Genomic DNA, 23,209 nt, shown 5'->3' with positions numbered 1-23,209 from the left:
CCAAAGGTGTGGCGACTGTGCGGACAGTGTTACGTCGTCCTCATCGCGAGGTCTCCTGGTCTGAAACACGGACTGCCTAGTTTCAGAGTCACCAGACCCGGCGAAGTGCCGGTCCATGACCTCGGAGCGTTCCATGACCAGTGTCGTCAGCAGTCCTCCAGAACAACAGCCGACCCCACCGGCCTCTGCTCGCCGCACGGGCAGGTGGATCGACGAGTGGGAGCCCGAGAACCCTGCGTTCTGGGAGTCCACTGGTCGCGCGGTCGCCAAGCGCAACCTCATCTGGTCGATCTTCGGTGAGCACCTCGGCTTCTCGGTGTGGCTCCTGTGGAGCGTCAGCGCGGCCCTCCTGACCAAGGCCGGCTTCGCGTTCACTCCGCAGCAGCTGTTCTGGCTCGTGGCCGTGCCCAACCTCGTGGGCTCGCTGCTCCGCCTGCCCTACACGTTCGCGGTGCCGAAGTTCGGCGGCCGCAACTTCGCGGTGTTCAGCGCCTTGATGCTCGTGATCCCGACGCTGCTGTTCGCCTTCTTCGTGCAGCGTCCTGACACACCGTTCTGGGTGTTCATCGTGATCGCGGCGACCGCGGGCGTCGGCGGCGGCAACTTCGCCTCCTCGATGGCCAACATCAACTTCTTCTACCCGACCCGGCTCAAGGGCACGGCGCTCGGCCTCAACGCGGCGGGCGGCAACTTCGGCGTCTCGGTCATCCAGTTCTTCCTGCCCATCATCGTGGGCGGCGCCGGCGCGTTCGGCCTGGTCAAGGCCAGCCAGAACGGAATCGTGCTCGAGCGGGCCGGCTACCTCTACGCCGCACTCGCGGTCGTGGCGGCCCTCGCGGCGTACGCGTTCATGAACAACCTCAGCGCGGCGTACTCCAAGCCCCGTGAGCAGCTCGCGGTCGTGAAGTACAAGCACACCTGGGTCATGTCGTTCCTGTACGTCGGCACGTTCGGCTCGTTCATCGGCTACTCGGCCGCCATGCCGCTGCTGATCAAGATCAACTTCTTCCGCTCGCCGGTCCCGACCGCCTCCATCGGCATCAACTTCGCCTACTACGCCTTCCTCGGCGCGCTCGTCGGCTCGCTCACGCGTCCCGTCGGCGGCTGGCTCGCTGACAAGTACGGCGGCGCCAAGGTCACGTTCGTGACGTTCATCGTGATGATCGTCGGCACGCTGACGGTGTTCTTCACGCTGACGCAGCTCAAGACCGTTCCGACCGCTCCGCCGGAGAAGCTCGCCGCCTGGGCCAAGGATCCGACGTCGTTCCCCGGCTTCACCCCGGAGGTCGTGTCCGCGGTCAACCACAACTCCGACATCTTCCCGTTCTTCCTCATCGCGTTCCTGTTCGTCTTCGCCGCGACCGGCATCGGCAACGGCTCGACGTACCGGATGATCCCGTTGATCTGGAAGAGCTACGCGCTCCAGACCGGTGCTGACGGCTCCCCGGAGCGCGCGGCGGCCGAGAAGAAGTCGACCAAGGAGGCCTCGGCCGTCATCGGCATCGCCGGTGCCGTCGGTGCCCTCGGCGGGTTCCTGATCCCGATCACGTTCAGCTCGCCGTGGGTCGACGACCCGGTCGCGGCGGTCAAGAACGCGTTCATCGTCTTCACGGCGTTCTACGTCATCTGCCTCGCGGTGACCTGGATCTTCTACCTCCGTCCCAAGTCGCACATGACGAAGGTCGGGGTGTAGCAACACCGTGACGGACACCCACTGCCCGTACTGCGCCTTGCAGTGCGCCCAGAAGCTCGGCGGCGATCCCATCGCCGCCGAGCCGCGGGCGTTTCCCACCAACGTCGGCGGCATGTGCCAGAAGGGCTGGACCAGCGCCGAGCTCCTGGGGGCCCAGGACCGCATCACGACACCGCTCAGGCGGGTCCTTTCGAGCCCCCTACTCGCAGAGCTCGTGGGGGGACCCCCAGGCTCAAGAAGCGAGGACCGGTTCGAGCCGGTCGGCTGGGACGAAGCGCTCGATGACATCGCCGCCCGGGTGCAGGCCATCCAGGCGTCCGACGGCCCGGACGGGATCGCGGTGTTCGGTGGCGGTGGGCTGACGAACGAGAAGGCCTACCAGCTCGGCAAGTTCGCCCGGCTCGCCCTGCGTACGCGATTGATCGACTACAACGGCCGGTTCTGCATGTCCTCCGCGGCAGCGGCCGCGAACCGTACGCTCGGCGTCGACCGCGGGCTGCCGTTCCCGCTGACCGACCTCAACGACGCCCAGGTCGTCATGCTGTTCGGCAGCAACCTGGCCGACACGATGCCGCCCGCGGTCCAGCACCTCGGAGGCGTACGCGAGCGCGGTGGGCTCATCGTGGTCGACCCGCGCCTCAGCGCCACGGCCAAGCTCACCGAGGATGGCGGCGGTGAGCACGTGCAGCTCGTCCCCGGCACTGACCTCGTCTTCCTGCTCGGCCTCCTGCACATCGTTCACGCCGAGTCGCTCGTCGATGCGGACTACCTTGCCGCGCGCGTCGACGGCGTCGATGCCGTACGCCGCAGCGTCGCCGAGTGGTGGCCCGAGCGGGTCGCCGCCACGACTGGCGTCCCCGAGACCCAGCTGCGCCGCATCGCCCGTACGCTCGCCGATGCCAGCCCCCACCGCGGTGGTGCGGGAGCGTTCCTGCTGACCGGCCGCGGCTCGGAGCAGCACGTCGACGGCACCGACACCGTCACCGCGGTCATCAACCTCGCCCTGTCGCTCGGCCTCGTCGGCGCTGAGCGTGGCGGATACGGCGCCATCACGGGCCAGGGCAACGGGCAGGGCGGCCGCGAGCACGGCCAGAAGTCCGACCAGCTGCCCGGCTACCGCATGATCGCCGATCCGGCCGCTCGCGAGCACGTCGCCGGCGTGTGGGGCGTCGACCCCGAGATCCTCCCGGGACCGGGCGTCCCGGCGATCGAGCTGCTCATGAGCCTCGGCATGCCCGACGGCCCGCGAGCGCTGTTCGTGCACGGCAGCAACGTGCTGGTCAGCGCCCCCGACGCCGACGCGATCCGTCGCCGCATCGAGTCGCTCGACCTCGTCGTGGTGTGTGACTTCATCCCGTCCGAGACCGCGATGCTGGCCGACTACATCCTCCCGGTGACCCAGTGGGCCGAGGAGGAGGGCACCATGACCGGCCTCGAAGGTCGCGTGCTGCGCCGTCGCAAGGCCGTCGAAGCACCCTCGGGCGTACGTTCTGAGCTCGAGATCTTCTCGGCCTTGGCGTCCAGGCTCGAGGCGCCCGGCGTCTGGGCGACCGAGCCGCGCGAGGTCTACGACGAGCTGCGGCGCGCCAGTGCCGGCGGTCGCGCCGACTACGCCGGCATCTCGTACGACCGGCTCGACGCGGGTGAGGCGCTCTACTGGCCGTGCCCGTCGGAGGACCACCCCGGCACGCCGCGGCTGTTCGCCGAGTCGTTCCCCACGCCGAGCGGCCGCGCGACGATGATCGCCGTACGCCCGGTGGGCCCCGCCGACGCGTTGCGGTCCGAGGCGCCCGTGTGGCTCGTGACCGGTCGCGTCCTGCAGCACTACCAGTCCGGCGCCCAGACCCGCCGCGTCACGAAGCTCAACGAGTCGATGCCCCGGGCGTACGTCGAGATCCATCCGATGCTGGCAGACCGCATCGGCGTCGAGGGCATCGACGACATCCGGATCACGTCCAAGCGGGGGTCGATGGTGGCCCAGGCGCGCATCAGCCCCGACATCCGCCCGGACACCGTGTTCGTGCCGTTCCACTTCGCGGACGAGGGCATGGTCAACGCCGTCACCAACGCGGCGACGGACCCGGTGTCGGGCATGCCGGAGTTCAAGGTCTGTGCAGTCCAGATCAGGAGGGCAGAAGCATGAAGGTCGTGGTCATCGGTGCCGGGATGGTGGGCAACCGCTTCGTCGACGAGCTGGGGCGCGTGGCTCCGGAGATCGACGTCGACCTGCTGGGGGAGGAGTCCTACGAGCCCTACAACCGCGTGCTGCTGACCGAGCTGGTCGCCGGCCGGGTCGACCTTGCGGGCCTCTCGCTGCCGACGCCCGACGAGGGCAGGGTCCGCGTACGTCCCGGTGTCGCGGCGCTCGAGATCGACCGTGAGCGCCGGTGCGTCGTGACGGCGCAGGGCGACTTCGAGTACGACCACCTGGTGCTGGCCACCGGCGCGCGGGGGAGGGTCATCCCGATCCCCGGGCTCCGTGACGGCCTGCCCCGCGGCGCCCATGTCCTGCGCAGCCTCGACGACGCGCGCGACATCTCCGCCGCGGCGCTCAACGTCGACACGGCGGTCGTCATCGGCGGCGGGCCGTTGGGCATCGAGCTCGCCTGCGGCCTGCAGCACCGCGGTGTCGACGTGACGGTCATGTCGATCATGCCGACGATGCTCGACCGTGACCTCGACGCCTCGGTCGCGCAGGTCGCCGAGGACGCCGCCAAGGACCTCGGCATCGACTTCGTGGGCAACGCGCAGATCGCGTCGGTCGGCGTGACCGACGGGCGGGTCACCGCCGTACGGCTGGCGGACGGCACGTCCTACCCGGCCGGTCTCGTGGTGCTCGCCGCCGGCACCGCGCCGGAGACGAGCCTCGCCGGTGCCGCCGGCCTGGAGACCAACATCGGCATCGTCGTCGGCGACGACCTGCGCACGACGCAGGACCGGCACATCTCGGCGATCGGCGACTGCGCCGAGACGCCCAGCGGGGTGAGCGGTCTCGTCGCCCCGGGCTGGGCGCAGGCGCGAGCCCTGGCCCGCAGCATCGCCCATGACAGCGAGCTCGAGCTGCCGCCGATCTCCGGATCGGCGATGCGGCTCAAGGCTGTGGGCATGAGTGTCGTGACGATGGGCGTACGGGCGTCGACCGCCGCCGAGCGTGACCGGGTGGTGACGCTCTCGGACCCGCGCGAGCGCCGCTACGTCGAGCTCGTCGCGCGCGGCGACACCCTCGTGGGCGTCACCTGCGTCGGCGCCCCGGACCTGGCGGCGCACCTGTCGACCCAGTTCGACCGCCCCGGCATGCTCCCCGTCGACCCGATGCACCTGCTGATGGGCAGCGGGTCCATGGGCGTCGTCGAGAGCGCGTCGCCCACCACGATGCCGGCCGCCACGACGGTGTGCCGCTGCAACGGCGTGACCAAGGGTGACCTGGTGCACGCGTGGGACGGCGGCGCCACAACCGTCGACGCGCTGGCGAGCGCGACGCTCGCGACGACCGGCTGCGGAGGCTGCAAGAAGCTCGTGTGCGGCATCGTCGACTGGCTGCAGGAGAGCGACCCGCCGGAGATCTCACAGGCCACTGACGCCACACGTGAGACAACCGTTCCGTCGCGGTAACACGGAGACCCCAGTTGTGAAATCTGCGATTCCTACCGTGAAAGGCATGATGACCCAGAAGAAGAAGCTTGCCGTTGTCGGCGCCGGAATGGTCGCCCATCGCCTGGTCGAGGCGATGGTCGAGCGGGGTGCCGACGAAGCCTGGGACATCGAGGTGTTCGGCGACGAGACCCGCCCGCCCTACGACCGTGTGGCGCTGACCTCGTTCTTCTCCGACCGCGACCCCGAGGACCTGCTCCTCGGCGACGGCGACCTCTGGAAGCGGCCTGGCGTACGCCTCTACCGCGGGTCGATCGTGAGCCGGATCGACCGTGAGGCCAAGCAGATCCACGCCCGCAACACGACGTTCGACTACGACCGCCTGGTGCTGGCCACCGGCTCGTACGCCACGGTGCCTCCGGTCGAGGGCTCCGACCTGCCCGGCTGCTTCGTCTACCGCACCGTCGACGACGTCGCCGAGCTCCGCGCCTGGGTGCTCGACCGTGAGGCGACGCTCGGCCGCAAGGTCAAGGGTGCGGTCGTCGGTGGTGGCCTGCTCGGGCTCGAGGCGGCTGGTGCGCTGACCGCGCTCGGTGCCGACACGACGGTGGTCGAGTTCGCCGACTGGCTCATGCCGCTGCAGGTCGACCAGGCCGGCGGTGGCGCGCTGCGGCGCATCATCGAGCAGCTGGGCGTCTCGGTGCGTACGTCGACGGCGACCTCCAAGCTGCGCGCCGGTCGCGACGGCAAGGTCACCCGCATGCAGTTCGCCGACGGCGACAAGATCCCCGCCGACGTCGTGGTCTTCGCCACCGGCGTCCGCCCACGCGACGAGCTCGCCCGCGAGGCCGGCCTCGAGCTCGGTGAGCGTGGGGGCGTCCTCGCCGACGAGGCGTGCCTGACCAGCGACGAGTCGATCTTCGCGATCGGAGAGGTCGCGCACATCGCCGGTCGCGTGTGGGGGCTCGTCGGTCCCGGCTACTCGATGGCCGAGGTCGTCGCCGACCGCCTGTTGGGCGGCGACGCGACGTTCGAGGGCGCCGACCTGTCGACCAAGCTCAAGCTGCTCGGCGTCGACGTCGCGAGCTTCGGCGACGCGTTCGCCGCGACCAACGGCTCGCTCGAGGTCGTCTACGCGGACCCGACCGCAGGCGTCTACAAGAAGCTCGTCATGAGCGACGACGCCCAGACCCTGCTCGGCGGCATGCTCGTGGGCGACGCCAGCGCGTACACGAACCTGCGGCCGATGGTCGGCCGTGCCCTCGGCAGCGACCCGACGGCGTGGCTGCTCCCCGAGGGCATGGAACCGCCGAGCGGCAGCTCGTTGCCCGACGACGCCAACGTCTGCTCGTGCAACAACGTCACCGCCGGCACGATCCGCGGGGCGGTCACCGATCACCAGTGCACCGACATCGCCGCGGTGAAGCAGTGCACCAAGGCCGGCACGAGCTGCGGCTCGTGCGTCTCCCTGGTCAAGAAGCTCATGGAGAACCAGATGGCCGAGGAGGGCCTGGAGGTCAGCACGGCCCTGTGCGAGCACTTCTCGGTCACCCGGGCGCAATTGTTCGACATCGTGCGGGTCAGCGAGATCTCGACGTTCAGCGAGCTCATCGACAAGCACGGCACGGGACGCGGCTGTGACATCTGCCGCCCGGTCGTCGCGTCGATCCTGGCCTCGCTCGGCAAGGGGCACGTGCTCGAGGGCGAGAATGCGACGCTGCAGGACACCAACGACCACGTCATGGCCAACCTGCAGAAGGACGGCACCTATTCGGTCGTCCCACGCATCCCGGGCGGCGAGGTCACGCCGGCCGGCCTGATCGCGATCGGGCAGGTCGCGTCCGACTTCGGGCTCTACACCAAGATCACCGGTGGACAGCGGATCGACCTGTTCGGCGCCCGCATCGAGCAGCTGCCCGAGATCTGGAAGCGCCTCGTGGACGCCGGGTTCGAGTCCGGTCACGCGTACGGCAAGTCGTTGCGCACCGTGAAGTCCTGCGTCGGCCAGTCCTGGTGCCGTTACGGCGTGCAGGACTCGACGACGCTCGCGATCGACCTCGAGCTGCGCTATCGCGGCCTCCGGTCGCCGCACAAGCTCAAGCTCGCGGTGTCGGGCTGCGCCCGGGAGTGCGCCGAGGCCCGCGGCAAGGACGTCGGCATCATCGCGACCGACAAGGGCTGGAACCTGTACGTCGGCGGCAATGGCGGGTTCACGCCCCGACACGCGCAGCTGTTCGCCGAGGACCTCACCACCGAGGAGCTGGTGCAGGCGATCGACCGCTTCCTGATGTACTACATCCGCACCGCCGACCGCCTGCAGCGCACCGCGCCGTGGCTCGAGTCGATCGAGGGCGGCATCGACGCCGTACGTGCGGTGGTGTTCGAGGACAGCCTCGGCATCGCGGCCGACCTGGACGCCGCGATGGCCGCGCACGTCGACACGTATGAGGACGAGTGGGCGGCGACGCTCGCGGACGAGAAGAAACTTCTTCGGTTCGCATCATTCGTTAACGCGCCTGAAACACCCGACCCGGATCTTGTATATGTCGAGGAACGCGGTCAGCGTCGACCCGCCGACGACGAGGAGCGTGCCGTGCTGATCGCCGGCGCGACGATTCCCGTACGCGACCAGGACGAGGTGACGGTATGACTCAGTGGGAGCGGGTGTGCGAGCTCGATGCGCTCGTGCCGGACCGTGGTGCGGCCGCGCTCGTGGCCGGTCATCAGGTCGCGCTGTTCCGCCTGAGCGACAGCGGTGAAGTGCACGCGGTCGACCACCTCGACCCGTTCAGCCAGGCCAACGTCATGGCACGTGGACTGGTCGGCAGCCGCAAGGGAGTGCCGACGGTCGCGTCACCGATGCACAAGCAGTCGTTCGACCTTCGTACGGGACAGTGCCTCGACGACCCAGAGGTCTCGCTCCAGGTCTGGCCGACCCGTGTCGCTGACGGCTGGGTCGAGGTCCAGGTCATCGCCCGGAGCAGGGCGGCGTGACGGCACTCGGGCCGGTGCTCGCCGGTACGCAGATCCTGGTGACGGCCCAGCGGCGGGCCGCCGACCTCTCGCTGGCGCTGGGCCGCCGCGGGGCGGACGTGACGATCGCCGCCTCGCTCGGCGTGGAGTCGCACATCGACGAGGACACCCTGCTCGCGCAGACCCGGCAGATGATCGCGACCGGCACCGACATCGTCGTCGTGACGACCGGCATCGGCTTTCGTGGCTGGCTCGACACTGCCGAGGCGGCGGGCATGGGGCACGAGCTCATCGAGGCGCTGCAGTCCGTACGCCTGATCGCCCGCGGGCCCAAGGCGCGCGGTGCCCTGCAGGCCGCCGGACTGGTGCCCGACTGGGTCGCCGAGTCCGAGACTTCAGCCGAGATCGCCGACTTCCTGGCGACGGAGGGCGTCAAGGGGCTGTCGATCGCGGTGCAGCACCACGGCGCCGGTGACGACGGGCTCGAGCAGCGGCTGCGCGCCGCCGGCGGCCGGCCGTTCGGCGTCGTCGTTTATCGCTGGGGTGCACCGCCGGACCCCTCGGCGGTCGAGCGTTCCGTGCGCGATGCCGCCGCCGGTTCGTACGACTCGGTCGTCTTCACGTCTGCCCCCGGTGCAGCCGCCTGGCTCGCGGCGGTCAACCAGGCCGGTGTCGACGACGACCTGAGGCGCCTCGAGAAGGACCGCAGGCTCGTGCTCGCGGCTGTCGGCCCGGTCACGGCAGATCCGCTGCGGGCGGCCGGGTTCGACCCGCTGCTGCCCGACCGGGCCAGGCTCGGCGCTCTCGTGCGCTCACTCGTGATGTACCTCGGCGACGCCTCCGAGAACGTCCCCACGCCTGCCGGCCAGCTGCGCGTACGTGCGACGGCCGCGACCCTCAACCACGAGGTGCTGCCGGTCTCGCCGAGCGGCCTGGCGATCCTGCGGGCGCTCGCGAGCGAGCCGGGATCGGTGCGCTCGCGTGAGGAGCTGCTGTCGGTGCTGCCAGGGGACTCCGGCGACCCGCACTCGGCAGAGGTCGCGGTCGCCCGCCTCCGCGAGGCCATCGGTCAGCCGATCGTGCAGACCGTCGTCAAGCGCGGCTACCGCCTCGCCGTTGCGGAGACCCCATGACGATCACGCTGATCGCGACGAGCCACGGCACGGACGTACCTGCTGCCCGTACGTCGATCACCGCGCTCGTGGAGGCTGTGCGTGACGCGGCGCCGCACCTCGACGTGCGCGAGGCGTTCGTCGACGTCCAGGAGCCGCCCGTCGCCCGCGTCGTGGACCACGTCGACGGTCTCGCGGTCGTCGTGCCGTTGCTGCTGGCGCCGGGGTTCCACGTCCACGTCGACATCGAGCAGGCCGTCGACCGGCCGTCCGCCGTCGCGTCGGGCACGCTCGGTCCCGACCCTCGGCTGACCGGCGTGCTGCTCAGCCGCCTCGCCGGAGCCGGTGTCACGAGCGACGACATCGTCGTGCTGGGCGCCGCCGGCTCGACGGACGTACGCGCACGGCAGAGCGTCGACGCGGCCGCCCGGATGCTCGGCGCCGCCTGGGGTGCACCGGTCCCCGTGGGCTACGTCGGCGGCACCGGGACTCCGATCGACGAGATCGTGCGCGACGTGTCGGGCGCCGGCCGCCGCGTGGTCGTGGCGAGCTACCTCATGGCGCCCGGGTTCTTCTACGACAGGCTCCTCGCGTGCGGCGCCGACGTCGTCACCCGCCCGCTGCTCGACGGGCTCGACGTCGATTCGAGCATGGTCTCGCTGGTGCTCGACCGGTTCGCCGAGGCGGCAGGAGCGCTCGACTGGGCGTCCGCGGCATCCTCCAGCCGAGTGTGAGAACAGATGTAACCAAACCTCGCCCCCGCGTTAACCGTTGCGAAACAGGTGCGCCAGAGGGTGGAGGTGCTGGTGGGGGAACCCTCGTCGACGATCGAGAGGTGTGAAGGCATGAAGCGCTTTGACACCTGCAGGCCGTCCGGAGGCAGCCCCCAGGCCGACGATTCGGGAGCCTCCGCCGTTCACGCAACGGCGGAGGCGCACCGACTCCGGCCACCTACCGCGGACATCTCGGGCTCCTCGGTCGGCCGGCACGGGTGGCGGTCGTGAACCGCACGCTGATCCTGTGTGCGCACGGTGCGGAGAGCCAGCGCGGACGCGGGGCCCTGGCCGGCCTCGTGAACGCTGTGCGCCGCGAGGCGCAGGACCTCGACGTCGTCGACGCGTTCGTCGACGTGCAGCAGCCGTCGATCGCGGAGATCGTCGCGGAGACCTCGGGTCCCCGCGCCGTGGTGCCCCTGATGCTGTCGTACGACCGGCCCGTGAGCGTCGACATCGTCGAGGCGTCGCACCTCGACGCAGCGGTGACGGTGACGCCGCCGCTCGGGCCGGACTGGGTCCTGGCGGAGATCGGCGTGCGCCGGTTGTTCGAGGCCGGAGCCCGCTCGCACGACACCATCGTCCTCGCCGCCGACACCACGACGGACGACCGTGCGATCGCCGACATCGGCAAGGCCGCCAGGCTGCTCAGCGCCGTGTGGGGCGGGCGGGTGCATGTCGGGACGCTCGGGGGCCCCGACACGCCACTCGCCGACGCGGTCGACGTCGCGCGGGCGTACGGGCAACGCGTCGTCGTGTCGACCTACCTGCTGACCCCCGGCGACGTGCACGACCACATCGCCGCCGCCGGAGCCGACGTGGTCACCGAGCCGCTGCTCGACGGCGGCCCGCCGGATGCCCGCCTCGTCAGCCTCGTGCTGGCGCGGGCCCGGTCGAAGGGGGCGTGGATGCCGATCGGTGGCGATCCGGGCCCGCGACTGGCGCACCAGTAGTCCCACGCGTCACACGCGAGCCTGCAGCGAAACCTTCGACCTGTGCTTTAACCTTTGTCCATGGCGACCCGAACGTCTTCCCCGCCGCGCAAGCGGCCGTCCGGCAGCCAGGCCCGCAAGAAGACCGCAACGAAGCGCAAGCCGCAGGCGCGCAAGCCTGCAGCCCGCCGACCAGCGGCTCGCACGGGACCTGGTCCGATTGCTGTTGTCTTCAACGCGCTCCTGCGCGCCTCGACAGCCATGTGGCTCGGCCTCGCCGGCCTCGTCGGCGCGATCGCGCGCAGCATCGGCCACAGCGCCAAGGACCTCGATCCCGAGCAACGCCGTGACGGCGTCGGCTTCGGCATCCTCGGCCTTGCCGTCATCGTGGCCGGTTCCGTCTGGTCCGACATGCCCGGCGCGATCGGCAACGCCGTGCGCGACGCCGCCGCCGGCGCGGTCGGCGTCCTGGCATGGGCTGTGCCGATCCTTCTCGTCGTGGTCGCCTGGCGCACCCTGCGTCACCCGGACCGCAACGGCCCGGCCGGCCGCCAGGCCTTCGGCTGGGCCGCGATCAGCGGCGGCATCCTCGGGCTGGTGCACATCTCCCACGGTGTGCCACGTCCCGGCGACCCCGATCCGGACGCGATGCGCGAGGCCGGGGGAGCGATCGGCTTCGTGTTCTCCGCGATCCCGATGGACCTGCTCAAGAGCGCCTACGTCGTCTCGCCGATCCTGCTGCTCATCGTGGCGTTCGGCCTCCTCATCGTCACCAGCACGCCGGTCTACGCCGTTCCCGGCCGTCTGCGCGAGGTCCGCGACAAGGCCCTCGGACGCAACAAGGACGACGCTCCCGAGCCGGAGCCCAAGAAGCGCAAGCACCCCCGCACCGCCGTCGTCACCGACGACGAGCCCTACGAGAACCCGCTGGTCGACGGACCCGACGAGGACCGTCAGGTACCGGCCCGCGTGTTCGACGAGGTCGACGACGACGCCCCGGTCGAGCGACCGCCGATTGAGCCGATCCCGGCGCGTGCCGAGCAGCTCGCGCTGTCCGGCGACGTCGTCTACTCGCTGCCCGACAGCACGATGCTGCGCGAGGGCTCGCCGCACAAGGCGCGCTCCAAGGCGTCCGACGAGGTCGTCGAGCGGCTGACCGAGGTCCTCGAGCAGTTCCAGATCGACGCGACGGTCACGGGCTACACGCGTGGCCCGACCGTGACCCGCTACGAGGTCGAGCTCGGCCCCGCGGTCAAGGTCGAGAAGGTCACCGCGCTGTCCAAGAACATCTCGTACGCCGTGGCGTCCAACGAGGTCCGCATCCTGTCGCCGATCCCGGGCAAGTCCGCGATCGGCGTCGAGATCCCCAACGTCGACAAGGAGATGGTGTCGCTCGGCGACGTCCTCCGCTCGGCCAAGGCGCGCAGCGACCACCACCCGATGGTCATCGGACTCGGCAAGGACGTCGAGGGCGGCTACGTCGTCGCCAACCTCGCCAAGATGCCGCACCTTCTGGTCGCCGGCGCCACGGGCTCCGGCAAGTCGTCGTTCGTCAACTCGATGATCGCCTCGATCCTCATGCGGTCGACGCCCGAAGAGGTCCGCATGATCATGGTCGACCCCAAGCGGGTCGAGCTCACGGCATACGAGGGCGTGCCGCACCTCATCACGCCGATCATCACGAGCCCCAAGAAGGCCGCCGAGGCGCTGCAGTGGGTCGTCCGCGAGATGGACATGCGCTACGACGACTTGGCCAACTTCGGCTTCCGTCACATCGACGACTTCAACAAGGCCGTCCGCGCCGGCAAGGTACGCCTTCCGGCCGGCAGCGAGCGCGTGCTGGCTCCCTACCCCTACCTGCTGGTCGTGGTGGACGAGCTCGCCGACCTCATGATGGTCGCTCCGCGAGACGTCGAGGACTCGATCGTCCGCATCACGCAGCTCGCCCGCGCCGCCGGCATCCACCTCGTGCTGGCCACCCAGCGACCGTCCGTCGACGTCGTGACGGGCCTGATCAAGGCCAACGTGCCGAGCCGGCTGGCATTCGCCACCTCCTCGGTCACCGACAGCCGGGTCATCCTCGACCAGCCGGGCGCCGAGAAGCTCGTCGGCCAGGGCGACGGACTGTTCCTGCCCATGGGCGCCAACAAGTCGATGCGCATGCAGGGCGCCTGGATCACCGAGGCCGAGATCCACACGATCGTCGAGCACTGCAAGACGCAGCTGCAGCCGGTCTACCGCGAGGACGTCACGGCGCCCCAGGCCGCCAAGCGCGAGCTGGACGACGACATCGGCGACGACCTCGACCTCGTGCTGCAGGCCATCGAGCTGTGCGTCACGACCCAGTTCGGCTCGACCTCGATGCTGCAGCGCAAGCTGCGGGTCGGGTTCGCCAAGGCCGGTCGCCTGATGGACATCCTCGAGAGCCGCGGCATCGTCGGTCCCAGCGAGGGGTCCAAGGCACGCGACGTCCTGGTCAAGGCCGATGACCTCGAACAGGTCCTCGCCAGCATCCGAAACGGCTGACCCGTGCCCGAGCCCTTCGAGATCCGCAGGCGTACCGGCCTCTACCTGCTGCTGGCGGCCGCATGCTTCGCCGTGGCCGCCGGCTACGGCTGGCGGGCGTACGACCAGGGGGAGCCGCTGCTGTGGGCCCTCACGGCGGTCTTCGGGGTCCTGGGGTTCATCCACCTGCGCGGGCTGCGCGACGCCCGCACGCCGCTCTTCGTCGCGGACGACCACGGCGTACGCATGAGGGCCCGCGAGGGCTGGGTGGGGCTGCTCTGGAGCGAGATGGGGGAGATCCGCATCGAGCGCCGGATCGGGGTCCGCTACGACCCGCGGGTCAAGGTCGTCAGCCGTGACGGCACCAAGTTCTACACCTCGCCGCTCGGGCTTGCGACCAACGTCTCACCCGGCGAGGCCGAGGTCCAGTTGGCGCGGCGCCGTTCGGCTGCCGCATACTGAGGCGTTGGTTCAAGCCACCGAGAGGGACTCATGGCCGCGGCACAAGAGCCGAGCAACCTGAACATCGCGAACGCCCTGACGGTGCTGCGCATCCTCGGCGTCCCGGTCTTCGGCTGGCTGTTGCTCAAGGACGGCGGGGAGTCGGTCGACTACCGCATCGCCGCGTGGGTCACGTTCGGCCTGCTGATGGTCACCGACAAGATCGACGGCGACCTGGCCCGCAAGCACAACCTCATCACCAACTTCGGCAAGCTCGCCGACCCCATCGCCGACAAGGCGCTGACCGGCATGGCATTCGTGGGCATCTCGATCATCCACCCGATCTTCTGGCCCGTCGCGATCATCATCCTGGTGCGCGAGTGGGGCATCACGCTGATGCGTTTCGTCGTCAAGAAGCACGGCGTCATGCCGGCCGGACAGGGCGGCAAGATCAAGACCGTCCTGCAGGCCGCGGCGATCGGCGGCTACCTGTTGCCGTTCGACCTCTGGAACAACGCGCCGAGCGACTGGAAGGACACCCCGAGCGACATCATGATCTGGGTGACCAACGTCGTCATGGCAGCGGCGCTCGCGATCACGCTGAGCACGGCGGTCCAGTACGTACGCGACGCCAAGACCCTGCGCCGCGAGTCCAAGGCCGCGGCGGGACAGTGACACTGGCGGCCGACGTCGTCGACGCCTTGAGGTCGGCGAACGCGACGGTCGCGACGGCCGAGTCGCTCACGGGCGGCCTGCTCTGCGCGACGTTGGTCAGCGTCAGCGGCGCCTCGGACGTCGTGCGGGGTGGCATCGTCGCGTACGCACCGGGGCTCAAGACCGAGCTCCTCGGCGTCGATGCGGGCCTGATCGCCGAGCACGGCACCGTGACGTCCGACGTCGCGCACCAGATGGCTGAGGGTGCCCGCGATCGCCTCGGAGCGACGTACGGGATCTCGACCACCGGTGTCGCCGGCCCGGGGCCGTCAGAGGGACACCCGGCAGGGACCGTGCACGTCGGCATCGCCGGCCCCACCGGGACCCTGACGAGGCAGCTCGCGCTCGCGGGGGACCGCGACACGATCCGACGAGACACGGTCGATACGCTGTTGTCATGGCTGGTCGCTAGGCTGGGGGAAGAATCCCGATCCGATCGGGGTTGAAGCACATATGGCATGCCAGGACGGAGGGACCCGATGACCGCGATGCGTCAGCTCGTCGGCGAGGTGCTCCGCGCGCGCCGCATGTCCCAAGGCCTCACGCTGCGTGACGTCTCGGGCAAGGCCAGGGTCAGCCTGGGTTACATCTCCGAGGTCGAGCGCGGCCAGAAGGAAGCCAGCTCCGAGCTGCTCGCGGCCCTTGCCGCGGCGCTCGAGGTGCCGCTGTCCAAGGTGCTGCTCGACGTCAGCTCGCTCCTCGAGGTCGAGGAGGCCGCCGAGGCCCAGATCGCGAGCATCTCGTCGATCGCGCCCGGTGACGTCTCGGCCTCGGCCGCCTGACCGTTGAAGCACAGCGAGTTCTGGCTCCGCATGGAGCAGCAGTTCGGTCACGGCTATGCCCGGGTGTGGGCGGACAACCACGTGATGCGCGAGCTCGACGGACGCACCGCGATGCAGGCGCTCGACGAGGGTGAGAGCCCCAAGACCGTGTGGCGCGCGGTGCACGCGAACCTGCAGCTCCCTGCCTCCGAGCGCTGATCCAGGCGGTTCGCCGCCCCTTTTGTCATTTCGGACAACAAATTTGGGAACGCTCCCAAAAATCCATTGACTTCCGCCTGTGACCTACCTCATACTCCCATGGAAGCGCTCCCATCGAGGGAGCCGGAGGAAGGTACGACGTGAATCGCACACAGCGCATCGCCGCCGCCGCGGCCTCAGCCCTCGTGGTGGGCGTGCTCGCCGCCGGCTGCGGAGGATCCGGATCCGACAGCGAAGGCTCGGGCGGGAAGGACGTGACCCTGCGGGTCAACCTGTTCGGTCAGTTCGGCTACAAGGACCTCTACAAGAAGTTCGAGGCGGACCACCCGGGCGTCAAGATCGTGGAGACCGCCGAAGGCGACCTCGGCAAGTACAACACCAAGCTGAGCCAGCAGATCGCCGCCAACGCGGCCGCCGGCGATGTCGTCGCGATCGAGGAGGGCCAGACGGTCAACTTCCTGCAGGCCGCCGACAAGTTCGTCAACCTCCAGGACCACGGCTACGACAAGCTCAAGGACGCCTACCTGCCCTACGTCGCCAACGCGACGACGAGCGCTGATGGCAAGACGACGATCGGGCTCGGCACGGACGTCGGCGGACTCGCCATGTGCTACCGCCGCGACCTGTTCAAGAAGGCCGGCCTGCCGACCGACCGCGAAGAGGTCGCCAAGCTGTGGCCGACGTGGGACGACTTCATCGCGACCGGCGAGAAGTTCAACACCGGCATCAAGAACGACAAGATCCACTTCATCGACGCGGCGACCAACGTCTACAACTCGATCCTGATGCAGGGTGGCGACGAGACGTACTTCGACCGCGACAACAAGCTGGTCGTCGACTCCAACCCCGCGGTCAAGAACGCGTGGAACCTCGCCAACAAGATGATCGAGGCCAACCTGACGGCCAAGGTCCAGGCCTTCACCAAGGAGTGGAACGCCGGCTTCAAGAACGGCTCGTTCGCGACGATCGCGTGCCCGGCGTGGATGACCGGCTACATCAAGGGTCAGGCCGGCGACAGCTTCACCGGCAAGTGGGACATCGCGACGGTGCCCGGCGGCGGCGGCAACTGGGGCGGTTCGTGGCTCGCAGTGCCGAAGTCCAGCAAGCACCAGAAGGAAGCCCTCGAGCTGATCAAGTTCCTGGCGAGTGAAGAGGGCCAGATGGGTGCCTTCAAGAGCGAGGGTCGACTGCCGTCCCTGCCTGCCCTCTACGACACGCCGGAGCTCAAGGACGCCAAGAACCCGTACTTCAACAACGCGCCGATCGGTCAGCTGTTCGTGGCCGGCGCGAAGAACCTGAAGCCGGTCTACCTCGGCGCCAAGAACGTGCCCGTGCGTGACGCGTTCGAGAACGTCCTCCGCAGTGTGGAGAGCGGCGATCGCTCCGAGTCGAAGGGTTGGCCCGCGGCTGTGAAGGCCGCAGAGAAGGCCGCCAAGTAGGCTCCGGCCGGCGCCTCGCCCGCAGCGAGGCGCCGGCTGAGCCCGACCAACCCGTTCGACCCAAGTCTCCGGTGCCTGCGCCTGTCCTCCAGCGGGCGCAGGCACCGGACCCACCAGGAGAGCTCACTTGAGGATCCGCGATCGGTTCGCCAAGACCGAGGCCCGCGTCGCCCCGTACGCATTCGTGTCACCGTTCTTCATCATCTTCGCGATCTTCGGACTCTTCCCGCTGATCTACACCGCCTGGGTCTCCCTGCACGACTGGAGCCTGCTGGCCGGTGATCAGGGGTACGTCGGATTCGCCAACTACCGCGAGCTCTTCCACGACTCGGACTTCTGGCGGGCGTTGACCAACACCGTCGGGATCTTCCTGCTCGCGACGATTCCCCAGCTGATCCTGGCCACCGTCCTGGCCCAGGTCCTCAACGCCAAGCTGCGGGCCCGGACGTTCTGGCGGATGGGCGTGCTCCTCCCCAACGTGACCTCCGTGGCTGCGGTCGGCATCATCTTCGGCCTGATCTTCTCCAGGGACTACGGCATCGTGAACTGGGGACTCGGCCACCTGGGCGTGAACCCGATCGACTGGCAGGGCCACCGTTGGTCGTCCTGGCTCGCGATCTCGGTCATGGTCGACTGGCGCTGGACCGGCTACAACGCGCTGATCCTGCTCGCGTCGCTGCAGTCCGTGCCCAAGGAGCTCTACGAAGCGGCGCGCATCGACGGTGCGTCGGCATGGCGCCAGTTCTGGTCCATCACGGTGCCGATGCTGCGGCCCACCATCATCTTCGTCTCGATCGTCGCCACGATCGGCGGCATCCAGCTGTTCACCGAGCCGCTGCTGTTCGGCTCGGGTGTCAACGCGATCTCGGGCGGCAACAGCGGTCAGTACCAGACCGTCGCGATGTACCTCGTGCAGCAGGCCTTCACGGGACAACGCTTCGGGTACGCCTCCACGGTCGCGTGGGTCCTGTTCCTCATCATCGCGGTCTTCGCGGTGATCAACGTGGCGCTCCTGCGTCGCATCAAGTCGGTGGAGTGAGATGAAGACCAAGAACCCGCTGCTTTACATCGGCCTGATCGCGACGTTGATCTTCTCGGCCGGCCCGATCTACTTCATGCTCGTCATGGCCTCACGGACCAACAACGAGATCGTCTCGCTGCCGCCGCCGTTCTGGGTCGGAGGCAAGCTGTCGTCCAACGTCGACCGGGTCTTCGACAACCCCGACGTGCTGTTCGGCCAGGCGCTGCTCAACAGCCTGATCGTGGCGTCGGTCGCCACCGTGTGCGTCGTCCTCACCTCGTCGCTGGCCGGCTTCGCGTTCGCCAAGCTCAAGTTCCGTGGGCGCAACGCGATGCTCCTGTTCGTCATCGGCACGATGATGGTGCCGGTCCAGCTGGGCCTCATCCCGCTCTACATGCTGATGACGAAGCTGGGTCTGAGCGGCGGCCTCGAGTCGGTGACGCTGCCGTTCGTGGTCGCCGGGTTCGGCGTGTTCATGATGCGCCAGTTCGCCGAGCAGGCGATTCCCGACGAGATGATCGAGGCGGCCCGCGTCGACGGTGCGTCGACGTTCCGCATCTTCTTCAGCATCGTGTTCCCGGCCCTCAGGCCAGCGGCTGCCGTGCTCGCTCTCCTGACGTTCATGGAGCGCTGGAACGACTTCCTGTGGCCTTTCCTCACGCTCGACGCCGAGCACCCCACGGTGCAGGTGGCGCTCTCGCGCCTCTCGAGCGGCTACTACTCCGACCAATCCCTGATCATGGCGGGCACCCTCGTGGGCACCCTGCCGCTGGTCGTGGTCTTCATCGTGTTCGGTCGCCAGATCATCGGCGGCATCATGGAAGGTGGACTCAAGGCATGACTCTCGACCTCTCGGCATTCCCCGCCGACTTCCTCTGGGGCGCGGCGACGTCGTCCTACCAGATCGAGGGCGCCGTCGACGAGGACGGCCGTACGCCGTCCATCTGGGACACGTTCGCGGCGACGCCCGGACGCGTCGACAAGGGCGACACCGGCGTGGTGGCGGTCGACCACTACCACCGCTACTCCGAGGACATCGAGCTGATGTCGGACCTCGGCCTCAACGCGTACCGGTTCTCGGTGGCGTGGCCGCGGGTCCAGCCGGACGGCACCGGCACGGGCAACGCGCCCGGCATCGCGTTCTACGACCGGCTGGTCGACGGGCTGCTGGCCAAGGGCATCACGCCCTGGACAACGCTCTACCACTGGGACCTGCCCGAGGCGCTGGAGCAGGCGGGCGGCTGGCCCCTACGCGAGACCGCCGAGCGGTTCGCCGACTACACGGCGATCATCGCCGAGGCCCTCGGTGACCGGGTCAAGCACTGGATCACGCTCAACGAGCCGTGGTGCGCGGCGTTCCTCGGCTACGCCAGCGGGATCCACGCCCCCGGCCGTACGAACCCGGCCGACGCGGTCGCGGCCTCGCACCACCTGATGCTCGGGCACGGACTCGCCGTGCAGCGCCTGCGCGAGATCGTGCCGGACGCGGAGGTCGGGTGCACGGTCAACCTCTACCCGGTCACCCCGCTCGACGACTCGGGTCGCCACGACGACGCCGTACGCCGCATCGACGGGCTGATGAACCGCTGGTTCCTGGATCCGCTGCTCAAGGGCAGCTACCCCAAGGACGTGCTGCACGACCTGTCGGCGGTCACCGATGCCGCGTTCATCCTCGACGGCGACACGGAGCTCATCGCGCAACCGCTCGACTTCCTGGGCGTCAACTACTACACACGGCACGTCGTCGGCGCGGGCCTGTGGCCCGGCAGCTCGGACGTGCGGTTCCACCTCAACAACGGTCTCGAGACCACCGACACCGGCTGGGACATCGACCCCCAAGGACTGGTCGACATCCTCAGCCAGGTGCAGCGCGACTACCCGGCGATGCCGATCTACCTCACCGAGAACGGCGCGGCGTTCGACGACGTCGCGGTCGACGGCGTGGTGCACGACGACAACCGCATCGAGTTCCTGGAGTCGCACCTGGCGTCGCTGGCGACGCTGCGTGCGCAGGGGGTGGACATCCGCGGCTATTTCGCATGGTCGCTCCTCGACAACTACGAGTGGTCCGAGGGCTACGCCAAGCGGTTCGGGATCGTGCACGTCGACTACGAGACGCAGAAACGTACGCCGAAAGACAGCGCGCATTGGTACGCCGACCTGATCAAGCGCCACAGAACAGCGACAATGGCGACATGAGCCTCGACAGCGAGGGGGGACAGCCGACCCTCGAGCAGGTCGCGGCCCGGGCGGGGGTGGGTCGCGGCACGGCTTCGCGCGTCATCAACGGATCGCCCCAGGTCAGCGCCCGCACCCGCGAGGTCGTGATGAAGGCCGTCGAGGAGCTCGGCTACGTCCCCAACCAGGCGGCACGCACGCTGGTCACCCGGCGCACGGGCACCGTGGCGCTGGTGATCGCCGAGTCCGAGGAGCGCATCTTCGGCGAGCCGTTCTTCGCCGGCGTCGTCCGCGGCATCTCGGCGGCGCTCAACGACGCGTCCCGGCAGCTCGTGCTGTCCCTGGTCCACACCAACGACCAGGCGCAGAGACTCGGCAGCTACCTCACCCGTCAGCACGTTGACGGTGTCCTGCTGCTGTCGCTGCACGACGACGAGGCGTTCCCGGTCGACCTCGACGCACGCCGGCTCCCGGTCGTGCTGGGCGGCCGGTCGGCGCACTGGGCCGGATCGTTCGTCGACGTCGACAACGTCGACGGCGGGCGCCAGGCAGTCAACCACCTGATCAAGACCGGCAGACGTACGATCGCGACGATCTCCGGCCCCCGCGCCATGGCGTCGGGCCGCGACCGCCTCGAGGGCTATGCCGCGGCGCTCCGCGACGCCGGGCTGCCGTACGACGAGGAGCTCGTCGTCGAGGGCAGCTTCAGCGAGCTGAGCGGCCGCACCGGCATGGAGGAGCTGCTGTCGCGGCGCCCTGACATCGACGGCGTGTTCGCGGCGAGCGACCTGATGGCGATGGGCGCGATGCGTACGCTGCGCGACCACGACCGACGGGTGCCGGAGGACGTGGGCGTGATCGGCTTCGACGGCACGAAGGCGTCGGAGACGACGGAGCCACCGCTGTCGACGGTTCGCCAGCCGCTGGTCGAGCTGGGCCGGGGGATGGCGGAGATGCTGCTGAGGCACATCGAGGCTGCTGACCAGCTCGTCGAGACCGAGATCCTGCCGATCGAGCTGATCGTCCGCGAGAGCACGGTCGAAGGGCTTCCGCCGACCGTTCCAGTGGAGTGCTGCACATAGATTGCTCGGCGTGTCGCTGCCGTGGATCGAACAGACGTTCGGGTAATCTCGTGCACAGGTTGGACGTTCCAAGGACGACATCCACAGACGGGTCGACGAGGCCCACATATGTCTGAGGGTCCTTCTAACGTCGTCGATGACCCGCCGCCCACGAGCAGAAACGGAAGCCCACCATGGCACAGCCCAACAGTTCCCTCGCCACCGCGAAGGACAAGGACAAGTCCCTCGAGAACGCAATGGCCCAGATCGACCGTGCCCACGGCAAGGGTGCCGTCATGCGGCTGGGTGACCAGGCCCGCGCACCGATCGAGGTCATCCCCACCGGAGCGACCGCGCTGGACGTGGCCCTCGGCATCGGCGGTCTGCCCCGCGGACGCGTCGTCGAGATCTACGGCCCGGAGTCCTCGGGCAAGACGACGGTCGCCCTCCACGCGGTGGCCAACGCCCAGAAGGCCGGCGGGGTCGCTGCCTTCATCGATGCCGAGCACGCCCTCGACCCGGAGTACGCCAAGCGGCTCGGCGTCGACACCGACGCGCTCCTGATCTCGCAGCCCGACAGCGGTGAGCAGGCGCTCGAGATCGCCGACATGCTGATCCGCTCCGGTGCGCTCGACATCATCGTGATCGACTCGGTGGCCGCGCTCGTGCCCCGTGCCGAGATCGACGGCGAGATGGGCGACAGCCACGTGGGTCTGCAGGCTCGCCTCATGAGCCAGGCGCTGCGCAAGATGACCGGTGCGATCAACGGCTCGGGCACGACAGCGATCTTCATCAACCAACTCCGCGAGAAGATCGGCGTCATGTTCGGCTCGCCCGAGACCACGACCGGCGGCAAGGCGCTCAAGTTCTACGCCTCGGTCCGGCTCGACGTCCGGCGCATCGAGACGCTCAAGGACGGCACCGACATGGTCGGCAACCGCACCCGCATCAAGGTCGTCAAGAACAAGCTCGCCCCGCCGTTCAAGCAGGCCGAGTTCGACATCATGTACGGCCACGGCATCAGCCGCGAGGGCAGCCTGATCGACGTCGGCGTCGACGCGGGCCTCGTCCGCAAGGCCGGAGCCTGGTACACCTACGAGGGCGACCAGCTCGGCCAGGGCAAGGAGAATTCCCGCAAGTTCCTCAAGGACAACCCCGACCTGGCCGACGAGCTCGAGAAGCGCATCTTCGAGCACATGGGCATCGGCGCACAGGCCGACAAGCCTGCGCTCGAGGTCGTCGAGGAGCCCCCGACCGACATCGAGTTCTGATGCCGCGGACTCCCGTCGAGGAGATGACTCCGGAGGAGCTCACGAGCTTCGCCAAGGAGATCGTGGTGCGCAAGCTCAGCGAACGTGCGCACAGCCGAAGCGACCTCGCTCAGGCACTTGCCAAGAAGCAGGTGCCTGACGGGGTCGTCGAGGCGACGCTCGACAAGTTCGAGACCGCCGGGCTGATCGACGACGAGGAGTTCGCTCGCTCATGGGTCCAGGCCCGCCAGCGTGGCAAGGGGCTGTCGTCGCGAGCGCTTGCGATGGAGCTGCGGCGCAAGGGCGTCGACGACGAGATCTCCAAGGAGGTCATCGCTGAGATCGACCCCGAGGCCGAGGTCCAGGCGGCACACCGGCTGGTCCAGACCAAGCTCCGGTCGATGTCCCGCTTCGACGACACCACCAAGATCCGCCGCCTCACCGGCATGCTGGCTCGCAAGGGCTACTCGCCGCAGATGGCGTTCGACGTGGTGCGTCAGGAGCTCGGCGCGGAGGCGCAGGCACTCGACAGCATGTAGGTCAGTT

The 23,209-nt window shown here is 69.0% G+C and carries 21 protein-coding genes; all 21 read left to right on the top strand.

Annotated features, from left to right (window positions below; all coding sequences use genetic code 11):
* The first annotated feature begins 133 nt into the window (after window positions 1-133).
* The 21 genes from ASE12_RS04715 (at window position 134) to ASE12_RS04615 (ending at window position 23,202) form a co-directional block, all read left to right on the top strand.
* A complete protein-coding gene (locus tag ASE12_RS04715) occupies window positions 134-1,693 on the top strand; it encodes an MFS transporter (protein WP_082582085.1) in 1,560 nt (519 codons plus the stop codon).
* 7 nt (window positions 1,694-1,700) lie between these two features.
* Entirely contained in the window at window positions 1,701-3,836 is a 2,136-nt protein-coding gene (locus ASE12_RS04710) for a molybdopterin oxidoreductase family protein (protein WP_056397577.1), read from the top strand.
* Window positions 3,833-5,305, top strand: a complete 1,473-nt coding sequence (locus ASE12_RS04705; protein WP_056397576.1) for an FAD-dependent oxidoreductase — start codon at window positions 3,833-3,835, stop codon at window positions 5,303-5,305. The genes ASE12_RS04710 and ASE12_RS04705 overlap by 4 nt, the downstream gene beginning before the upstream one ends.
* A 46-nt stretch (window positions 5,306-5,351) precedes the next feature.
* Window positions 5,352-7,934 carry a nitrite reductase large subunit NirB gene (gene nirB, locus ASE12_RS04700; protein WP_235508841.1) on the top strand — a complete coding sequence of 861 codons (2,583 nt, stop codon included), beginning with the start codon at window positions 5,352-5,354 and terminating at the stop codon, window positions 7,932-7,934.
* Window positions 7,931-8,278, top strand: a complete 348-nt coding sequence (gene nirD / locus ASE12_RS04695; protein ID WP_056397573.1) for a nitrite reductase small subunit NirD — start codon at window positions 7,931-7,933, stop codon at window positions 8,276-8,278. The genes nirB and nirD overlap by 4 nt, the downstream gene beginning before the upstream one ends.
* On the top strand, window positions 8,275-9,390 hold the full coding sequence (locus tag ASE12_RS04690) for a uroporphyrinogen-III synthase (RefSeq protein WP_056397570.1): 1,116 nt from the start codon (window positions 8,275-8,277) through the stop codon (window positions 9,388-9,390). Before nirD ends, ASE12_RS04690 begins: the two co-directional genes overlap by 4 nt.
* The gene (locus ASE12_RS04685; protein WP_056397567.1) at window positions 9,387-10,103 is read left to right on the top strand and encodes a sirohydrochlorin chelatase; all 717 of its coding nucleotides are present in this window, start codon (window positions 9,387-9,389) and stop codon (window positions 10,101-10,103) included. The genes ASE12_RS04690 and ASE12_RS04685 overlap by 4 nt, the downstream gene beginning before the upstream one ends.
* Window positions 10,104-10,369: 266 nt before the next feature.
* Window positions 10,370-11,095, top strand: a complete 726-nt coding sequence (locus ASE12_RS04680; protein ID WP_162255464.1) for a sirohydrochlorin chelatase — start codon at window positions 10,370-10,372, stop codon at window positions 11,093-11,095.
* A gap of 60 nt (window positions 11,096-11,155) precedes the next feature.
* Window positions 11,156-13,600: a DNA translocase FtsK gene (locus tag ASE12_RS04675; RefSeq protein ID WP_200954960.1), complete on the top strand. Its 2,445-nt coding sequence runs from the start codon at window positions 11,156-11,158 to the stop codon at window positions 13,598-13,600.
* A 3-nt stretch (window positions 13,601-13,603) separates the two neighbouring features.
* Window positions 13,604-14,041, top strand: coding sequence for a hypothetical protein (locus tag ASE12_RS04670; protein WP_056397558.1), 438 nt, complete (start codon window positions 13,604-13,606; stop codon window positions 14,039-14,041).
* Between the two features lie 30 nt (window positions 14,042-14,071).
* On the top strand, window positions 14,072-14,695 hold the full coding sequence (locus tag ASE12_RS04665) for a CDP-alcohol phosphatidyltransferase family protein (RefSeq protein ID WP_056397557.1): 624 nt from the start codon (window positions 14,072-14,074) through the stop codon (window positions 14,693-14,695).
* A complete protein-coding gene (locus tag ASE12_RS04660) occupies window positions 14,692-15,180 on the top strand; it encodes a CinA family protein (RefSeq protein ID WP_056397554.1) in 489 nt (162 codons plus the stop codon). The genes ASE12_RS04665 and ASE12_RS04660 overlap by 4 nt, the downstream gene beginning before the upstream one ends.
* A gap of 33 nt (window positions 15,181-15,213) precedes the next feature.
* The gene (locus tag ASE12_RS04655; RefSeq protein ID WP_056397552.1) at window positions 15,214-15,516 is read left to right on the top strand and encodes a helix-turn-helix domain-containing protein; all 303 of its coding nucleotides are present in this window, start codon (window positions 15,214-15,216) and stop codon (window positions 15,514-15,516) included.
* A gap of 3 nt (window positions 15,517-15,519) precedes the next feature.
* Window positions 15,520-15,714 (top strand): DUF3046 domain-containing protein, encoded by a 195-nt coding sequence (locus ASE12_RS04650; RefSeq protein WP_056397549.1) that lies wholly within the window; start codon window positions 15,520-15,522, stop codon window positions 15,712-15,714.
* 140 nt (window positions 15,715-15,854) lie between these two features.
* Window positions 15,855-17,153: an extracellular solute-binding protein gene (locus ASE12_RS04645; RefSeq protein WP_056397546.1), complete on the top strand. Its 1,299-nt coding sequence runs from the start codon at window positions 15,855-15,857 to the stop codon at window positions 17,151-17,153.
* 127 nt (window positions 17,154-17,280) lie between these two features.
* Window positions 17,281-18,192 carry a carbohydrate ABC transporter permease gene (locus ASE12_RS04640; RefSeq protein WP_235508840.1) on the top strand — a complete coding sequence of 304 codons (912 nt, stop codon included), beginning with the start codon at window positions 17,281-17,283 and terminating at the stop codon, window positions 18,190-18,192.
* Between the two features lies 1 nt (window position 18,193).
* Window positions 18,194-19,015, top strand: coding sequence for a carbohydrate ABC transporter permease (locus ASE12_RS04635; RefSeq protein WP_056397542.1), 822 nt, complete (start codon window positions 18,194-18,196; stop codon window positions 19,013-19,015).
* Window positions 19,012-20,373 (top strand): GH1 family beta-glucosidase, encoded by a 1,362-nt coding sequence (locus ASE12_RS04630; RefSeq protein ID WP_056397539.1) that lies wholly within the window; start codon window positions 19,012-19,014, stop codon window positions 20,371-20,373. Before ASE12_RS04635 ends, ASE12_RS04630 begins: the two co-directional genes overlap by 4 nt.
* Window positions 20,370-21,434: a LacI family DNA-binding transcriptional regulator gene (locus tag ASE12_RS04625; protein WP_056397536.1), complete on the top strand. Its 1,065-nt coding sequence runs from the start codon at window positions 20,370-20,372 to the stop codon at window positions 21,432-21,434. The genes ASE12_RS04630 and ASE12_RS04625 overlap by 4 nt, the downstream gene beginning before the upstream one ends.
* A gap of 173 nt (window positions 21,435-21,607) precedes the next feature.
* Entirely contained in the window at window positions 21,608-22,684 is a 1,077-nt protein-coding gene (recA, locus tag ASE12_RS04620; RefSeq protein ID WP_056397533.1) for a recombinase RecA, read from the top strand.
* Entirely contained in the window at window positions 22,684-23,202 is a 519-nt protein-coding gene (locus tag ASE12_RS04615; RefSeq protein WP_082582083.1) for a regulatory protein RecX, read from the top strand. The genes recA and ASE12_RS04615 overlap by 1 nt, the downstream gene beginning before the upstream one ends.
* Window positions 23,203-23,209 lie beyond the last annotated feature (7 nt).

Source organism: Aeromicrobium sp. Root236 (genome assembly GCF_001428805.1).
Classification (GTDB): domain Bacteria; phylum Actinomycetota; class Actinomycetes; order Propionibacteriales; family Nocardioidaceae; genus Aeromicrobium.
Note: the sequence above shows the minus strand (reverse complement) of the source record. Positions and strands in the feature narration are given on the sequence as shown.